12 protein-coding genes and 1 pseudogene are annotated in these 13,746 nt (G+C 69.7%); 8 read left to right on the top strand and 5 right to left on the bottom strand.

From position 1 onward, the window contains the following. Positions 1–109 precede the first annotated feature (109 nt). The 3 genes from ACFY9E_RS36040 (at position 110) to ACFY9E_RS36030 (ending at position 1,913) form a co-directional block, all read left to right on the top strand. Positions 110–487 carry a hypothetical protein gene (locus ACFY9E_RS36040; protein ID WP_390991729.1) on the top strand — a complete coding sequence of 126 codons (378 nt, stop codon included), beginning with the start codon at positions 110–112 and terminating at the stop codon, positions 485–487. Then, the gene (locus ACFY9E_RS36035; RefSeq protein ID WP_390991726.1) at positions 484–1,125 is read left to right on the top strand and encodes a hypothetical protein; all 642 of its coding nucleotides are present in this window, start codon (positions 484–486) and stop codon (positions 1,123–1,125) included. Before ACFY9E_RS36040 ends, ACFY9E_RS36035 begins: the two co-directional genes overlap by 4 nt. A gap of 404 nt (positions 1,126–1,529) precedes the next feature. After that, a complete protein-coding gene (locus ACFY9E_RS36030) occupies positions 1,530–1,913 on the top strand; it encodes a hypothetical protein (RefSeq protein WP_390991724.1) in 384 nt (127 codons plus the stop codon). Between the two features lie 23 nt (positions 1,914–1,936). Here ACFY9E_RS36030 and ACFY9E_RS36025 read toward each other — a convergent pair. The 3 genes and pseudogenes from ACFY9E_RS36025 to ACFY9E_RS36015 form a co-directional block, all read right to left on the bottom strand. After that, positions 1,937–2,117: pseudogene (locus ACFY9E_RS36025) on the bottom strand (IS630 family transposase); the annotation flags it as partial. Between the two features lie 396 nt (positions 2,118–2,513). Beyond that, positions 2,514–3,110: a hypothetical protein gene (locus ACFY9E_RS36020; RefSeq protein ID WP_390991721.1), complete on the bottom strand. Its 597-nt coding sequence runs from the start codon at positions 3,108–3,110 to the stop codon at positions 2,514–2,516. Positions 3,111–3,206: 96 nt separating this feature from the next. Then, on the bottom strand, positions 3,207–3,509 hold the full coding sequence (locus ACFY9E_RS36015) for a WXG100 family type VII secretion target (RefSeq protein ID WP_033309092.1): 303 nt from the start codon (positions 3,507–3,509) through the stop codon (positions 3,207–3,209). 390 nt (positions 3,510–3,899) lie between these two features. Here ACFY9E_RS36015 and ACFY9E_RS36010 point away from each other — a divergent pair, with 390 nt between their 5' ends. Both ACFY9E_RS36010 and ACFY9E_RS36005 read left to right on the top strand, forming a co-directional pair. Further along, on the top strand, positions 3,900–8,543 hold the full coding sequence (locus tag ACFY9E_RS36010; RefSeq protein ID WP_390991718.1) for an FtsK/SpoIIIE domain-containing protein: 4,644 nt from the start codon (positions 3,900–3,902) through the stop codon (positions 8,541–8,543). Between the two features lie 4 nt (positions 8,544–8,547). After that, complete coding sequence (locus ACFY9E_RS36005) at positions 8,548–9,213, top strand: hypothetical protein (RefSeq protein WP_390991715.1); 666 nt, start codon at positions 8,548–8,550, stop codon at positions 9,211–9,213. Here the strand turns inward: ACFY9E_RS36005 and ACFY9E_RS36000 are convergent. Then, positions 9,128–10,864 (bottom strand): protein kinase, encoded by a 1,737-nt coding sequence (locus tag ACFY9E_RS36000; RefSeq protein WP_390991712.1) that lies wholly within the window; start codon positions 10,862–10,864, stop codon positions 9,128–9,130. The two genes, ACFY9E_RS36005 and ACFY9E_RS36000, sit on opposite strands and share 86 nt — an antisense overlap. A gap of 92 nt (positions 10,865–10,956) precedes the next feature. Further along, a complete protein-coding gene (locus tag ACFY9E_RS35995) occupies positions 10,957–11,805 on the bottom strand; it encodes an MqnA/MqnD/SBP family protein (protein WP_390991709.1) in 849 nt (282 codons plus the stop codon). 320 nt (positions 11,806–12,125) lie between these two features. Here ACFY9E_RS35995 and ACFY9E_RS35990 point away from each other — a divergent pair, with 320 nt between their 5' ends. From ACFY9E_RS35990 to ACFY9E_RS35980, 3 genes are all read left to right on the top strand, one after another. Next, positions 12,126–12,329, top strand: coding sequence for a cold-shock protein (locus ACFY9E_RS35990; protein ID WP_004984723.1), 204 nt, complete (start codon positions 12,126–12,128; stop codon positions 12,327–12,329). A 110-nt stretch (positions 12,330–12,439) separates the two neighbouring features. Next, on the top strand, positions 12,440–12,799 hold the full coding sequence (locus tag ACFY9E_RS35985) for a hypothetical protein (protein WP_390991706.1): 360 nt from the start codon (positions 12,440–12,442) through the stop codon (positions 12,797–12,799). A 75-nt stretch (positions 12,800–12,874) separates the two neighbouring features. Then, a complete protein-coding gene (locus ACFY9E_RS35980) occupies positions 12,875–13,519 on the top strand; it encodes a methyltransferase domain-containing protein (protein ID WP_390991703.1) in 645 nt (214 codons plus the stop codon). The last annotated feature ends 227 nt before the right edge of the window (positions 13,520–13,746 follow it).

Raw genomic sequence — 13,746 nt, 5'->3', positions numbered from 1 at the left:
ATGCAAGCAGCTCCCTAAGAACTTTCCACGAGACCTGGTTACCCGGTACAGGCTCGAGGTCGAGCGCCGTCTGTCGATGGGGATCAAGGGTGCGCGTAAGAGTGGCGGGTTGGATTTCTACCTGCCAATCGCTGACCCTGGGGAAAGCCCGATCGCCGCCTCATTCGTAGTGGGCGAAGTCAGCACTGAAGGCGATCCCGGCCGCTTCTTGGAAGCAATGACCTCTACGTGGGCTTACGAACCCATCGATCTTGACGAGGCGCCTGGTGTCAGGAGAGAGGTAGTGGCCGAGGCCGATGCGCAGGAAGGCATCGAGCTGGCCTCACGGCGTGTCGATTACGTAGCAGCTGTTCCCGGCGATCGCGGGAGATGGCTGACGATCTCCTTCTCGACCATGGGTGGCGGAGACCCCAATGATGACTTGTCTGACGCTACGGTTTCCCTCTTTGACGCCATCGTGACCACATTTCGTTGGAGTAGTGAATGAGCTGGCTAGATATCGAGTACGACCTGGACGTATGGCTTGAGATCCCTCCCCGCTGGACGATCGGCGCGACTGAACCATGGGAGGATGACGACGAGCGAACCGTCCTGGAGTGGGCAAGTGAAACAGCGGCGCTCTGGTGGGAAGAGTGCGAGGAAGATCCTGAAACCGGCCAAGTCGAGTTCCTGGCAGACACCTTGGCAGCCTGCGTAGAGCAGTACCCGAAAATGTTCCCCGGGTTCGAAGTGCTTTTGTATCTTCCCAGCCCCACAGCACTCCCGCTCCCCGTCTTCGTGAGTGACTTCCCGTCTCAAGGTGAGAAGACCTCAGAGCTACGTCGGGTTACACTCGCAGACGATGATGGAGCGATCGAGCCACCAATCGTCGAAGAGTTCGCGACAGAGGTGTTGGGAACTGGGGTACGCGTACTCCGCTACTCAGTGGATAGCGAAAGCAATGCCGTTGTCTCAAGTCTGCGCTATGCGTGGCGCAGTGAGGAGCACGGTCGGGACGTGGTCGTCATCACAGGGTCACCAGCACCGAGTCAAGTGCTGCGCTCACTGGACGACATGGACGAGCTGGCCCACTCCATCGTGCTACGCCATAATGACTACGTGGCACCCGACGAAGACGACGACTGAGCTGCAGGCCGGGAAAGCCCGTCCTAGCCGCCTGGAGATGAACATGCCTTGGATTCCGCCCGGAAATATGCCCGATGGCGCCATCAATTTCTTGATGTGTAGTGGCGGAATCGTCTTCTCATTTGGTGGCGTGTGGCTTCTGTTCTCGTCCCCAGTTGGACGATTCACCGTGCTGGGTTGCCTGCTGGCTGGGGTGGGAGGGGCAGCCCTGCGCCACTGGTGGCGCTATCGATGACCTCGGGGGCGTCGTGACACTGGTCACCAGGCTGGATTTGGCGATGTGATCGACTCCGCCACGCCGCCGCGAGCAGGCTGAACGAGTGTCGCATCAACAACTTCGGCCCCTCTTGCCGGATGGAGCCGCGGCAGATAGCCATTGGACGCGGTCCGCGTAGTCTCGCGGGGTGCATTCCCATTGGAGCTTCGAGAAACCTCCCGCACTGCCGCACGAGGTGGTGGTCGAGACGTTGAAGCGCGCTATGCGTGACCGTTCGGCAGAGGGCGAGGCGGCGGGAGTTCTGGTAGGCACCGCGTTGGATAGCGATGACGCGGGGTTCGTCGAGCACTGGTGCGTGCAGGTCGGGACGCGGGCAGTGTCGGGTAGTCCATGGCTCGGGCTGGCTGGGCTGTGCCTGGGGCATATCGCTCGACGCTTTGGGCATCTCAGCTATGAGGCCCGTGCCCTGGCGGAGTCGCTGGCGACGCGGGCCGAGGCGGACCCGTCGGATGTGGACGGTCGCGCCCTCGACGGCTGGGACGATGCCCGGAGCTTCCTTCACCTGTGGTGACGTCGCCTGTTGCTGTTGCAAGGTCAGGCTGCATTGGCCCTGCTAACGAGGGGCTTTGAGGTGCTTGTCAGAGGCGTTCCTGTTCCGCCAGATGATGTAGCGGCGGATCATGCTGTCCTGGGTCTCGTAGGTTGAATAGTCGATTCCGTCGAGGGCGAAGTAGCGCAGGGCGGTGAACTGAACCTCGATGCGGTTGAGCCATGAGCGGTGACGGACGCCGTGCGGGCGTGTGCAGCCGTGGTGCATCCGGTGCGCTACGGGCTCACCGGGTCGTTGTCCTCCGTGTGGGAGGCCGTGCCCTCACGTACCGGAGCCCTCACAGTCGACGCGGATGTCTGTCCGCGCGTGGGACGGACGGGGCTGACATCGACCGCCAGCTCGCCGAGGTACAGGGTTCGGTCCTCATCCGCAGCGGTGGGTTGCCGGGGCTTCTGCCTCCCGTAGACGTGCTGCTTCGTTTGGGGAAGGCCATCGATCTCCGGTCTTCCGACGCCAAGGCCATCACCGAGGCACTGTCAGACGCAGGCGTGCCGGTGACGACGGCATAGTAGGAACACAGATGCCTGGGCGGTGCGGCCGGCGGGGCCGCGGTCTTGATTGCTACCGCTGCCGTGTCGGCCGACTCTTCCCCCTCCCCCTCTTCCGAAGCCTCCGCATCCTCTCCCGCTCCCGAGCCCGTCGCTCCTCGGCCCGTGTCCTGTCCCAGCGGTACAGGAGCCAGCCGACCAGACCGGCAGTGACGGCGTAGGTCAGGAACGCGGTGCCGGTCCCGGGAACGTACGCACAGGTCGACGACCGGCAATTCCTGCTGCGCAGTCCGCTGAGCAGGTACAGGAACGGGCCGAACGCCGCCGTGCAACAGACGGTCATGAGCACGGTGTGCCGGACGCGCGTCAGGCGGGTCGTGGCGGTGGGCGAAGACGCGGCGCGGAGGCCTGTCGTCGCGCCCAGGACCGTGATCAGCCCGAGGACGGCACCGACCACCCAGAAGTCGCCCGGTACATCCCCCAGTTGAGGGATCGTCTCGCGCGCAAAGCGTTTGGACAGGCCCAGCACCAGCAGGAGCACCGCCAGGGCTGCGACCAGGAAGACGACCACCCCGGCGATCCCGAAGCCGTCGCGGACTCGGGACCGGCCACCGGTTTCGGCTTCTCCGTCAGCCGGCTTTCCGGTCCCTTCGGCGAGGGGCTCAGCCACTCGTCGTCCCCCTCCATCTCCCGTAGACACGCAGCAGACGAGGGTGCGGCCAGGTGCTCCGCACCCCGCCGCACCGCCCGAGCTCTCAGCAGAACGTCACTTGCTCCGAGCCTGCTTAGCCAGCTCCTCGTCGATCTGCTCGAACTTGTCCGCAGCCATGGTCAGGTAGTCGCCCATGCCGTCCAGACCGTCCAACGTGTCCTTCATGCCACGCACGAACTCGTCGAAGTTCTCGTCGAACGCCTTCGACGAGCTCTTCGTGACGTAGCCGCCCTGCACGAGGTTGTTGATGTACTTCTTCAGGCCCTCGAGCTTCTCCTGGAGCTTTTCCTTCTCCTTCACGACATGCTTGGCTGCATCCCGCATGTCCTGATAAGTGACATCAAGGTCCTTGGCCATGAAGCCGCTCCCTCTCGCAACGCCGCAGGGCCAACCCCCGTGGCTTCCCTGTTTGCGGACTCACCGACTCGGAAGCCGAGTTGGCAGTCACAGCCGGCATCCGGTGTGATCGTCCGCTCTTGCGTCAGCAGCTTACGGGTGTGGCCTGTGGTGCCCCATACCCACCTTGTGAACGAGCCGTCGTGAAAGCGTGTACGCCGTTGCCATCGGGAACGTCACGGCGGCTCCCCATTGCCCCGCCGTCGTGCCGAGCGGATATCGTCCCTCTACCACTGTGACCCGCGCGGCCGAGAAGCACAGCACAGCAAGCGGTCGGCACATCGGCACAGCGGTACCAGCGACAGACACCACAGCGGCCACACCGGCCCAGTGGCACGGGGAGGACAAGTCGTGCGCCTGACTCTGACCGTCGTCGACCCGTACGGCGGTGGCACCGCCGACGTCGTGCTCGATGCCGATCCTGAGTCCACCGTGGGGGACATCGCGCAGGAGCTGGCCAAGCAGGTGGGGCACAGCGGGGCGCAGGTCATCCCGCTCGGGCAGCACCGGCACGCGCCGGCCAACAACGCGCCCCTCGTGTACGTGGACGGGTATGCCGTCGATCCCGGCGCCACCGTCGTGGGGTCGCCCCTGCGCGAGGGCGCCGTCGTCAGTCTTCAGGATCCGTCCGGGTGTCTGCCGGGTGAGCCCACCGGGCTCGTCGAGTTGCGCGTCGTCGGCGGGCCCGCCGCCGGGTTCGTGCACCGGCTCGGCGTCGGGCGCTACGACATCGGCAGTGGGGCGGCGTCGTACGTCCGGATCGACGATCCCGAGGTCGACGCCCGGGCCCTCACCCTCTCCGTCGCCACCGACGGCACCTGCCAGGTCGCCGTGCACATGGACCAGGAACACGTCACCCTCGACGGCAAGTCCCTCGCGGAGAAGGACGAGGACGAGCCGAGCGGCAAGAAGAGCGGCAAGAAGAAGGACCAGGAGAAGAGGGAGAGCAAGGACGAGAAGAAGGACGGGCCCGTCGAGTGGCCGCTCGGGGCTCAGATCGGCCTTGGGAACACCCTTCTCGAACTCACCCGGTACACACCCCCGAACGCCGCTCTCAAGTGGTCCGACGACGGTGTCGGCCTGGACTACAACCGGCCCCCGCGGCTGCGTCCGCCCGAGCGGCAGACCAGCTTCCGGCTGCCGTCGTCGCCGCGCGAGTACGAGGCCAGGCCGCTGCCCTGGCTGATGGCGCTGACGCCGCTCGTCGGTGCCGTCGTGTCGGTGATGATCTTCCAGCGCTGGTACTACCTGATCATGGCTGCCCTCAGCCCGATCCTGCTCTTCGCCAACTACTACAACGACAAGAAGCACGGGCGTAAGTCGCACGCCAAGCAGGTCAAGGAGTACGAGGAGCAGAAGGAGCGGATCGAGAAGGACGCTCAGGACGCGCTGGTCGCCGAGCGGAACGACCGGCGGCAGGCCATACCCGACCCGGCGACCGTGCTCGCCCTCGGGACCGGGCCGCGTACACGTCTGTGGGAGCGGCGGCGCACCGACCGCGATCACCTTCTGATCCGTTTCGGGACCGGGCAGTTGCCGTCCGAGGTGGTCCTCGACGACCCGGAGCAGGACGACCACCGCCGTCAGGTGACCTGGAAGATCGAGGACGCCCCGGTCGCGCTGCATCTGCGCACGCTGGGTGTCGTCGGTCTGGCGGGGCCCGGGGACTCCGCCCGTGCTCTCGGGCGCTGGGCGGTCGCGCAGACCGCGGCCCTGCACAGCCCGATGGACGTGCAGTTCTACGTGCTGAGCGACAACGCGGCGCGGGAGTCGTGGGACTGGGTGCGCTGGCTGCCGCACGCCCGGCCGTCCGGCGGGCAGGACGTGAACGCGCTGATCGGGACGGACGCCGAGACCGTCGGTGCCCGTATCGGCGAGCTGACGCAGATCCTCGACGCGCGCAAGAAGGCCGCCGAGGAGAACAAGTCGCAGGGCAATTCGAGCTTCGGCGACCCCGACATCGTCGTCGTGTGGGACGGGTCGCGGCGGCTGCGGTCGCTGCCGGGTGTGGTGCGGCTGCTGCGCGAGGGGCCGTCCGTGTCGATGTTCGCGGTCTGCCTGGACGCCGAGGAGCGGTTCCTGCCCGGCGAGTGCCAGGCGTACGTCGTGGCCGAGCCGAAGGCCGAGGAGTTGCAGACGGCCGCCCAGCAGGTGCAGCCGTCCCAGCAGGTCGCCGGTGGCTTCCCCTCGTTCCAGGCCTGGCACACCACCGCCCACCAGCCCGAACAGGCCGAGCGCACCGAGAAGTTGCGGTTGCGGGTCGAGGAGGCCGGTGCCGAGCGGCTGAAGGACGTGCGGCCCGACTTCGTCTCCGCCGCCTGGTGCCTGCGGCTGGCCCGGTCGTTGTCGCCGCTGCGGGACATCAGCGGTGAGACCGAGGACTCGGCGCTGCCGGGGTCGAGCCGGCTGCTGGACGTGCTGCAGTTGGAGCCGCCGACCAGTGACGCGATCGTGGCCCGCTGGCGGATGGGCGGGCAGTCGACGCTGGCCGTCATCGGTGAGTCGTACGACGGGCCGTTCGGCATCGACATCCGCAAGGACGGGCCGCACGGTCTGATCGCGGGTACGACCGGTTCGGGTAAGTCGGAGCTGCTGCAGACCATCGTGGCGGCGCTGGCGGTGGCGAACACGCCGGAGAACATGACGTTCGTGCTCGTCGACTACAAGGGTGGCGCGGCCTTCAAGGACTGTGTGCATCTGCCGCACACCGTCGGCATGGTCACCGACCTCGACGCCCACCTGGTGGAGCGGGCCCTGGAGTCGCTCGGTGCGGAGCTGCACCGGCGCGAGCACATCCTGGCCGCGGCCGACGCCAAGGACATCGAGGACTACCAGGACCTGGTGCGCCGGGATCCGTCGCACCGGCCGGTGCCCCGGCTGCTCATCGTCATCGACGAGTTCGCCTCGATGGTGCGTGACCTGCCGGACTTCGTGACGGGGCTGGTGAACATCGCCCAGCGTGGTCGTTCCCTCGGCATTCACCTGCTGCTGGCGACGCAGCGGCCGTCGGGTGTCGTGTCCCCCGAGATCCGGGCCAACACCAACCTCCGTATCGCGCTGCGCGTGACGGACGGCGGCGAGTCGTCGGACGTCATCGACTCGCCCGAGGCGGGGCACATCTCCAAGAACACCCCGGGTCGCGCGTACGCCCGGCTCGGGCACGCCTCCCTGGTGCCGTTCCAGTCCGGCCGGGTGGGTGGACGTCGGCCCGGTGCGGCCGACCCTGCCCTGCTCATGCCGTGGGTGGGCCCGCTGACGTGGGAGGACCTGGGGCGGGCGGCGCTGGTCAAGCCGAAGGCGGAGTCGCGGGAGGACGAGGAGATCACCGATCTGAAGGTCCTCGTCGACACCATCCGCGACGCCAACCGCTCCCTCGGCATCCCGCCGCAGCACAGCCCGTGGCTGCCCGCACTGGACGAGACGCTGCTGCTGGACGACGTGGAGGTGCCCGCGTTCGCCGGTGGGCCCGGGAAGCTGCCGCCGGCGCCGTACGGCATCGAGGACCTGCCCGCGAGCCAGTCGCGCCGCCCGGTCGCCGTGGACTTCTCCTCCTTCGGCCATCTGATGATCGGCGGTGCCCCGCGCAGCGGCCGCTCGCAGGTGCTGCGCACCCTGGCGGGTTCTCTCGCCCGTACGCACTCGGTCGCCGATGTGCACCTCTACGGCATCGACTGCGGCAACGGCGCGCTCAACGCCCTGACGCGGCTGCCGCACTGCGGTGCGGTCGTGAGCCGTAACCAGACCGAGCGGGTCGTGCGGCTGGTCAACCGGCTCAAGGGCGAGATGAGCCGCCGTCAGGACGTGCTGTCGGAGAAGGGCTTCGCGGACATCGGGGAGCAGCGGGCGTCGGTCGCCGAGGACGAGCGGCTGCCGCACATCGTGGTACTGCTGGACCGCTGGGAGGGCTGGGTGCCCACCCTCGGCGAGGTCGATCACGGGTCGCTGACCGACGAGTTGCAGACGATGATGCGCGAGGGCGCGAGCGTCGGCATCCACCTGGTCCTGACGGGTGACCGGACCCTTCTGGTGGGCCGGATCGCGACCCTCACCGAGGACAAGTACGGGCTGCGGCTCGCCGACCGCAGCGACTTCTCGGCGCTGGGCATCCCGGCGCGCAAGGTGCCGGAGGAGATTCCGCCGGGGCGTGCGTTCCGCAACGAGTTCGGTACGGAGACGCAGTTCGCGCTGCTCGCGCAGGACACGTCCGGTCAGGGCCAGGCGGCGGCGCTGGCGGCGATCGGTGAGGCGGCCACGGCCCGCGACGCCGCCGTCCCCCGCTCGCGCCGCCCGTTCCGCGTCGACAGTCTGCCCAGCCGCATCTCCTTCCCGGAGGCCTGGGAGCTGCGTGACCCGGACGCGTCCCGTTCACGTCTGTGGGGTCTGGTCGGTATCGGCGGCGACGAGATCATCGGCTTCGGGCCCGATCTGGCCGAGGGGGTACCGGCGTTCGTCGTCGCGGGCCCTGCCAAGTCCGGCCGCTCGACGGTGATGATGAACTTCGCGCAGTCGTTCCTGTCCCAGGGCACGCGTCTGGTCATCGCGGCTCCGCGCCAGTCCCCGCTGCGCCAACTCGACGGCGCGGACGGCGTGCTGAAGGTCTTCACCGGTGACGACATCGACGAGGACGAGTTCGAGGAGCTCATCGACCAGGCGTCCCTGGAGGAGCCGATCGCCGTTCTGGTCGACGACGGCGAGCTCCTGGAGGACTGCGACGCCGAGAGCCAGATGAAGAAGCTGGTCTCGCGCGGCGCCGAGCGCGGGCTCGCGCTCGTCATCGCCGGTGACGAGGAGGACGTGTGCAGCGGCTTCTCGGGCTGGCAGGTCGACGCGAAGAAGGCCCGGCGGGGCATCCTGCTCTCCCCCCAGGAGTCCTCCAGCGGCGACCTCGTCGGTGTCCGCCTCAACCGCGGCATGGTCGGCGGCCAGGTCGTCCCCGGCAAGGGCATGCTGCACCTCGGCGACGGCGAGCTGCGCACGGTCGTCATCCCGGGGTGAGGCGTTGAGCGGGGGTTCGGCGAAGCCGAAGCGGAGGAAGGCGGCGGGGTCGGCGCTGCGGTACGAGCACCGACCGGGCCGCCGGACCGCCGACCGGCCGGGGAAGCGGGACTGGAGCTGTGCCTTCGGCTGCGTGGTGCTGCCCGGCTTCGTCGTCCTGCTGATGCCGCTGGTCCTCTTCGACATGTACTGGGGCCACGAGCTCTGGGGTGACGTCGCTCCGGCGTGGCCCGGCGGCGCGTACGCCTTCGCCGCCACCGTCGGCGCCCTGGTGCCGCTGGTCTTCCTCGCCTGGGTGGCACCGCTGCTTCGGATGAACTGGAAGAAGAGCAAGCCGCGTTCGCTGGCCTGGGCGGTCGCGTCCCTGCCCGGGCTGGCCGCGGGCTACCTCGTCGCAGGGGTGATCAGCACGACCGCGAGGCCCAAGCGACGCCGGAACTGGGACTACGACTGCTACCGCGAGGGCGGGCCCTGCTGGGTGCACATGCACTACCCGTGGCTGTGGGCCGTCGGCCTCGCCGCCACGCTCGCGGCGGCCGCCCTGCTGATCACCCTGCTGGTCAGGCTCAGCCGCAGGACGCCCCCTACCCCACCTTCGACATCCGAGCCCGAGGACGCCCAGACTCCGCGCTCTCCGACTGGTACTGGAGGTCGTCGCCCACCGGCTTGAGGTGGACGGTCGTCTTCGCCGGGTTGCAGCCGCCGTGGTTGGTCTTCGCGCCGACCGACGTCGCGACGAGCTCCTTCTTCGTCACCTGCTTCAGGGTGAGGACGTCGACGCAGACGCCGCCGATCTGGTCGGTCTGGCGGAGTCTGCCCAACTCGGCGCCGACGACGGCCCGTTCGATCGTGATGCGGAACGTGCCGAGGGGCAGTCTGCCGTCGAGGGCGACGCCCTGGCCCTCCCAGGTGCCGAGGTACGCGGCGGGCACCGAGCCGGTGGGAGGGGCGGAGCTCGCGGTGGCCGCGGGAGGCGAGTCGGACCCGGCGCCCGAGTCCGCGTCGTCCTGGCCGCCCCGGTCCGGCAGCAGGTCGAACACGAACACCGACCCGATCGTCACGGCGGCCATCGCCCCCGCGACCACCAACGCCACGGAGCAGCTCAGCCTCCGCACCCGCCCGCCGCCCTCGGGGGTGGACGTCGCCGCGACGGAGACGGTGACCCTGCCGGGGCGGAGAGGGGAGGCCGGGGCGGTGTCCTGCGGGTGGTCGCCGTCCCGGGGTTCGGGTACGGCGGTGGAGGGAGGTGTGGGCGGCGGCACCGTAGACGGCATCACCGGCGGCGGCACCGTAGACGGCATCACCGGCGCCGGCCCGAACACCCCGAGCCCCTCGCCACCGGCCGCTTCCGGCACGCCCACCGAGGGGCTGCTGAATCCGACCGGACCGGAAGGCGCTCCGGCCCCCTGCCCGGCCCCCGGCCCCGTCGCCTCCAGATTCAGCAACTGCACGGCACTGCGGCTCACCTGCTCCACCAGCGGCCCCGGCAGCCACCCGCCCGCCACCAGCCGGGCCGTGCCCTCGGGGGCCAGCCGGCGGGCCACCTCCGCGGGGGCGGGCCGCGCGCCCGGGTCCTTCGCGAGGCACGCCGCCGTCAGGCTCCGCAACTCCCCGTCCAGCGGGCCGAGTTCCGGCTCCTCGTGGACGACCTTGTAGAGCAGGGCGGCGGAGGAGTCCCCGGGGAAGGGGGGTTGGCCGGTCGCCGCGTAGGCGAGGACCGCGCCCAGAGAGAAGACGTCGGCCGCGCCCGTGACGCCCTTGCCCAGGATCTGCTCGGGCGACATGTAGCCGGGCGAGCCGACGGACACGCCGGTGGAGGTGAGGGACGCCGTGCCGTCCGTGGCACGGGCGATGCCGAAGTCGATCAGCAGGGGGCCGTCGAGGGTCAGCAGGACGTTCGAGGGCTTCACGTCCCGGTGCACCAGGCCCAGTTCGTGCACCGCCGCCAGCGCCTCGGCGAGACCGGCGCCCAGGGCGCGCACGGTGTGGGCCGGCAGGGGCCCGGCGTCGGTGACCGCGGCCGACAGGGACGGACCGGCGGCATAGGCCGTCGCCACCCACGGCACCCGCGCCCCCGGGTCCGCGTCCAGGACGGGCGCCGTCCAGGCACCGCCCACCCGGCGCGCGGCGTCGACCTCGCGCCGGAAACGGGCCCGGAACTCCTCGTCCAGCGCGAAGTGCGGATGCACGATCTTCACGGCGACCGTGCGGCCTCCGGCGCTGCGGCCCAGGTAGACCCGGCCCATGCCGCCGGAGCCCAGCCGGCCGAGCAGCCGGTAGGGCCCCACGACCGTGGGTTCGTCGACGTCGAGCGGCCGCATGGCGTCACCCCTCCCCCGTAGGCCCGCGGGGACGTTCCCGGCCCCGGCACGCCTGCGCTCTCCAGCAGAGTAGTGCCGGAGCACCGCCCGGTTCACGGCTGGAGCAGGTCCACCTTCACGTCCGCCGGGAAGCCGGTCGTCGGGCCGACCCGCCGCGCGAACTCGGCGACCGCCGCCAACTGCGCGTCGCCGAAGCGGAAGTCGAGGGTGGTGAAGTAGCGGGCGAGGGTCTCCTCGTCGAAGGCCTCCCAGCGGGCGGCCTGCTCGGCGACCTTGTCGACCTCCTCCAGGGAGAGGTTGCGGGAGTGGAGGAAGGCCTCGTGCACCCGGCGGGTGATGACAGGCTCACGCTCCAGGTAGTCGCGGCGGGCCGCCCAGACCGCGAAGACGAACGGCAGGCCCGTCCACTCCTTCCACAGCGCGCCCAGGTCGTGCACGGCCAGGCCGAAGCGCGGCCCGTCGAGCATGTTCGCGCGCAGCGCCGCGTCTCCGATGAGGACGGCGGCGTCGGCCTCCTGCATCATCAGGCTCAGGTCGGGCGGGCAGGTGTAGTAGTCCGGCTGGACGCCGTAGCGCTCGGCGAGGAGCAGCTGGGCGAGGCGGACGGAGGTGCGGGAGGTCGACCCGAGGGCGACGCGGGCGCCGTCCAGCTGGTCCAGGGGGACCTGCGAGACGATCACGCAGGACATCACCGGGCCGTCGCAGCCGACGGCGATGTCGGGGAAGGCGACCAGGTCGTCGGCGTGCCGGAGGAACTCGACGAGGGTGATCGGACCGATGTCGAGTTCGCCCTGCACCAGCTTCTCGCTGAGCTTCTCCGGGGTGTCCTTGGAGAGCTCGAAGTCGAGGAGCGTGCCCGTTCTCGCGAGCCCCCAGTACAGGGGCAGGCAGTTCAGGAACTGGATGTGGCCGACGCGCGGCCGGGTGCGAGGATTGTCCACATCGTGAGGCTAGCCCTCGGGGCGCGCGGACCGGCGCGCGGGCCCGCGGTCGGGGTGCGGACCGCGGTGAGCACCCCCTCCGCCAGTCGGCGGGGGGATGTTCAAACATTCGGGTGACGTGATCTTGACCCCTATTGCATTCCGGAGTCTGCGTGCTAGGCTCGTCGCAAGTTGCAGTTTGGTTTCCCTTGCAGTACAGAGCCTGCGGAGCATGTGACCGCGGGCTCTCGTCATTCACAGACATATGCACTTGTGCGGAATTCATCTTCACACTTGCTGGTTCTGGAGCAGGGCAACCCTTTTGGGCCCAAGGAGGGCTTATGGCTACCGGAACCGTTAAGTGGTTCAACGCCGAAAAGGGCTTTGGTTTCATCGCCCAGGAGGGCGGCGGCCCCGACGTCTTCGTCCACTACTCCGCGATCAATGCGACCGGCTTCCGGTCCCTCGAGGAGAACCAGCAGGTGTCTTTCGACGTCACGCAGGGTCCGAAGGGCCCGCAGGCTGAGAACGTCACGCCGGTCTGATTTGTAGTACCCAAGGAGCCCCGCGCCGCCAGGCGACGGGGCTCCTGCCCTTTCCGGGTCCTTCCGCCCGATGAATTCCCGGCGAATTCCGGCCATGCGACGATGGGCGGATGCGCGACGATCCGGAGAACAAGGGGGAAGCCGACGGCACCCCTGCCGACGAGACCCAGGACGGCTCCCCCGCCGGCAAGTCCCTGGCCACGGGTCTGTCGACAGGCCTGGCCCTCGGCACGGCCATAGGCCTCGTGCTCGGCATGACCGTCTTCGACAACCTCGGCCTCGGGCTGGCCCTGGGCCTCGGCTTCGGCACGGCGATCGGAGCGGGGGCGGGTATCGGCGCGGGGCGGACCCAGCCGGACCAAGGGGACGGGGAGCCGGGCGAGGGCCGGGAGGTCGGCCCGTCGGACGAGGGCCGGGGAAACGCCTCGTCGGGCGAAGGCCGGGGAGACGAGGGGCCGCGCGAGGGCTGAGGGGCGCGAGGGCCACGAGCCGCTTCGGCCGGTACGCGCGGGTCGGGGGGAGGGCTCCCGCTAGGGTCTGCGGCCATGGCCGATGCTGACTTCCTGATCGAGACCCGCAGGTTCTACGACACCGTCGCCGAGGAGTACGCCGTCCACTTCGGTGACCTGGGGGCGGGGACGCCGCTGGACCTCGGGGTGCTGTACGGGTTCGCGGGGCTCGTGGGTGAGGGGGGCGAGGTCGCCGACCTGGGGTGCGGGCCCGGGCGGGTGACGGCGTTCCTGGCGTCGCGGGGGCTGTCGGTGTTCGGGCTGGACCTGTCGGAGTCGATGCTCGCGGTCGCCCGCCGCGAGAACCCGGGCCTGCGGTTCGAGCAGGGCTCGATGCAGGAGCTGGACCTGCCGGACGGCTCGCTCGACGGCGTCGTGTCCTGGTACTCGACCATCCACACGCCCGAGGAGCACCTGCCCGCCCTCTTCGCCGGTTTCCACCGTGTCCTGCGCCCCGGCGGCCACCTCCTCCTGGGCTTCCAGTGCGGTGACGAGCCCCGCCACTATGAGGAGGCCTTCGGCCACCCGGTGGCCCTGACCTTCCGCCGCCGCCGGCCGGAACACATCGCGGCGCTGCTGGAAGCAGCCGGTTTCACCGTCCGCCAACGGACGCTGCGCGAGCCGGAGGAGACCGAGCCGGTCGCCCAGGCGAGCCTCGTGGCCCGCAAGCCGGGGCAGTAGACCGCCCGGGCATCGCCCCAGCCCCACGTGCGATGCCCGGGCGGCCCCCGCAGCCGGGCGTGCGCTCCCCAGAGCGAGCCCGCTGCCGACCGCGCTGCCGGTCACACTCCCGGCCCCTCCCCGCCGTCTCCCGCGCTGCCGGTCACACTCCCGGCCCCTCCCCGCCGTCTCCCGCGCTGCCGGTCACACTCCCGGCCCCTCCCGGCCGTCTCCCGCGCTGCCGGTCA

Origin of the sequence: Streptomyces sp. NPDC012466 (assembly GCF_042955215.1) — a bacterium.
Taxonomy (GTDB): domain Bacteria; phylum Actinomycetota; class Actinomycetes; order Streptomycetales; family Streptomycetaceae; genus Streptomyces.
This window is presented reverse-complemented; position numbering and strand designations above follow the sequence as displayed.

Coding starts and splice junctions, on each gene's coding strand:
- ACFY9E_RS36035 (WP_390991726.1), top strand. CDS start 484: ATGAGCTGGCTAGATATCGAGTACGACCTGGACGTATGGCTTGAGATC.
- ACFY9E_RS36015 (WP_033309092.1), bottom strand. CDS start 3,509: ATGGCCAAGGACCTTGATGTCACTTATCAGGACATGCGGGATGCAGCC.
- ACFY9E_RS36000 (WP_390991712.1), bottom strand. CDS start 10,864: ATGCGGCCGCTCGACGTCGACGAACCCACGGTCGTGGGGCCCTACCGG.
- ACFY9E_RS35990 (WP_004984723.1), top strand. CDS start 12,126: ATGGCTACCGGAACCGTTAAGTGGTTCAACGCCGAAAAGGGCTTTGGT.
- ACFY9E_RS35985 (WP_390991706.1), top strand. CDS start 12,440: ATGCGCGACGATCCGGAGAACAAGGGGGAAGCCGACGGCACCCCTGCC.
- ACFY9E_RS35980 (WP_390991703.1), top strand. CDS start 12,875: ATGGCCGATGCTGACTTCCTGATCGAGACCCGCAGGTTCTACGACACC.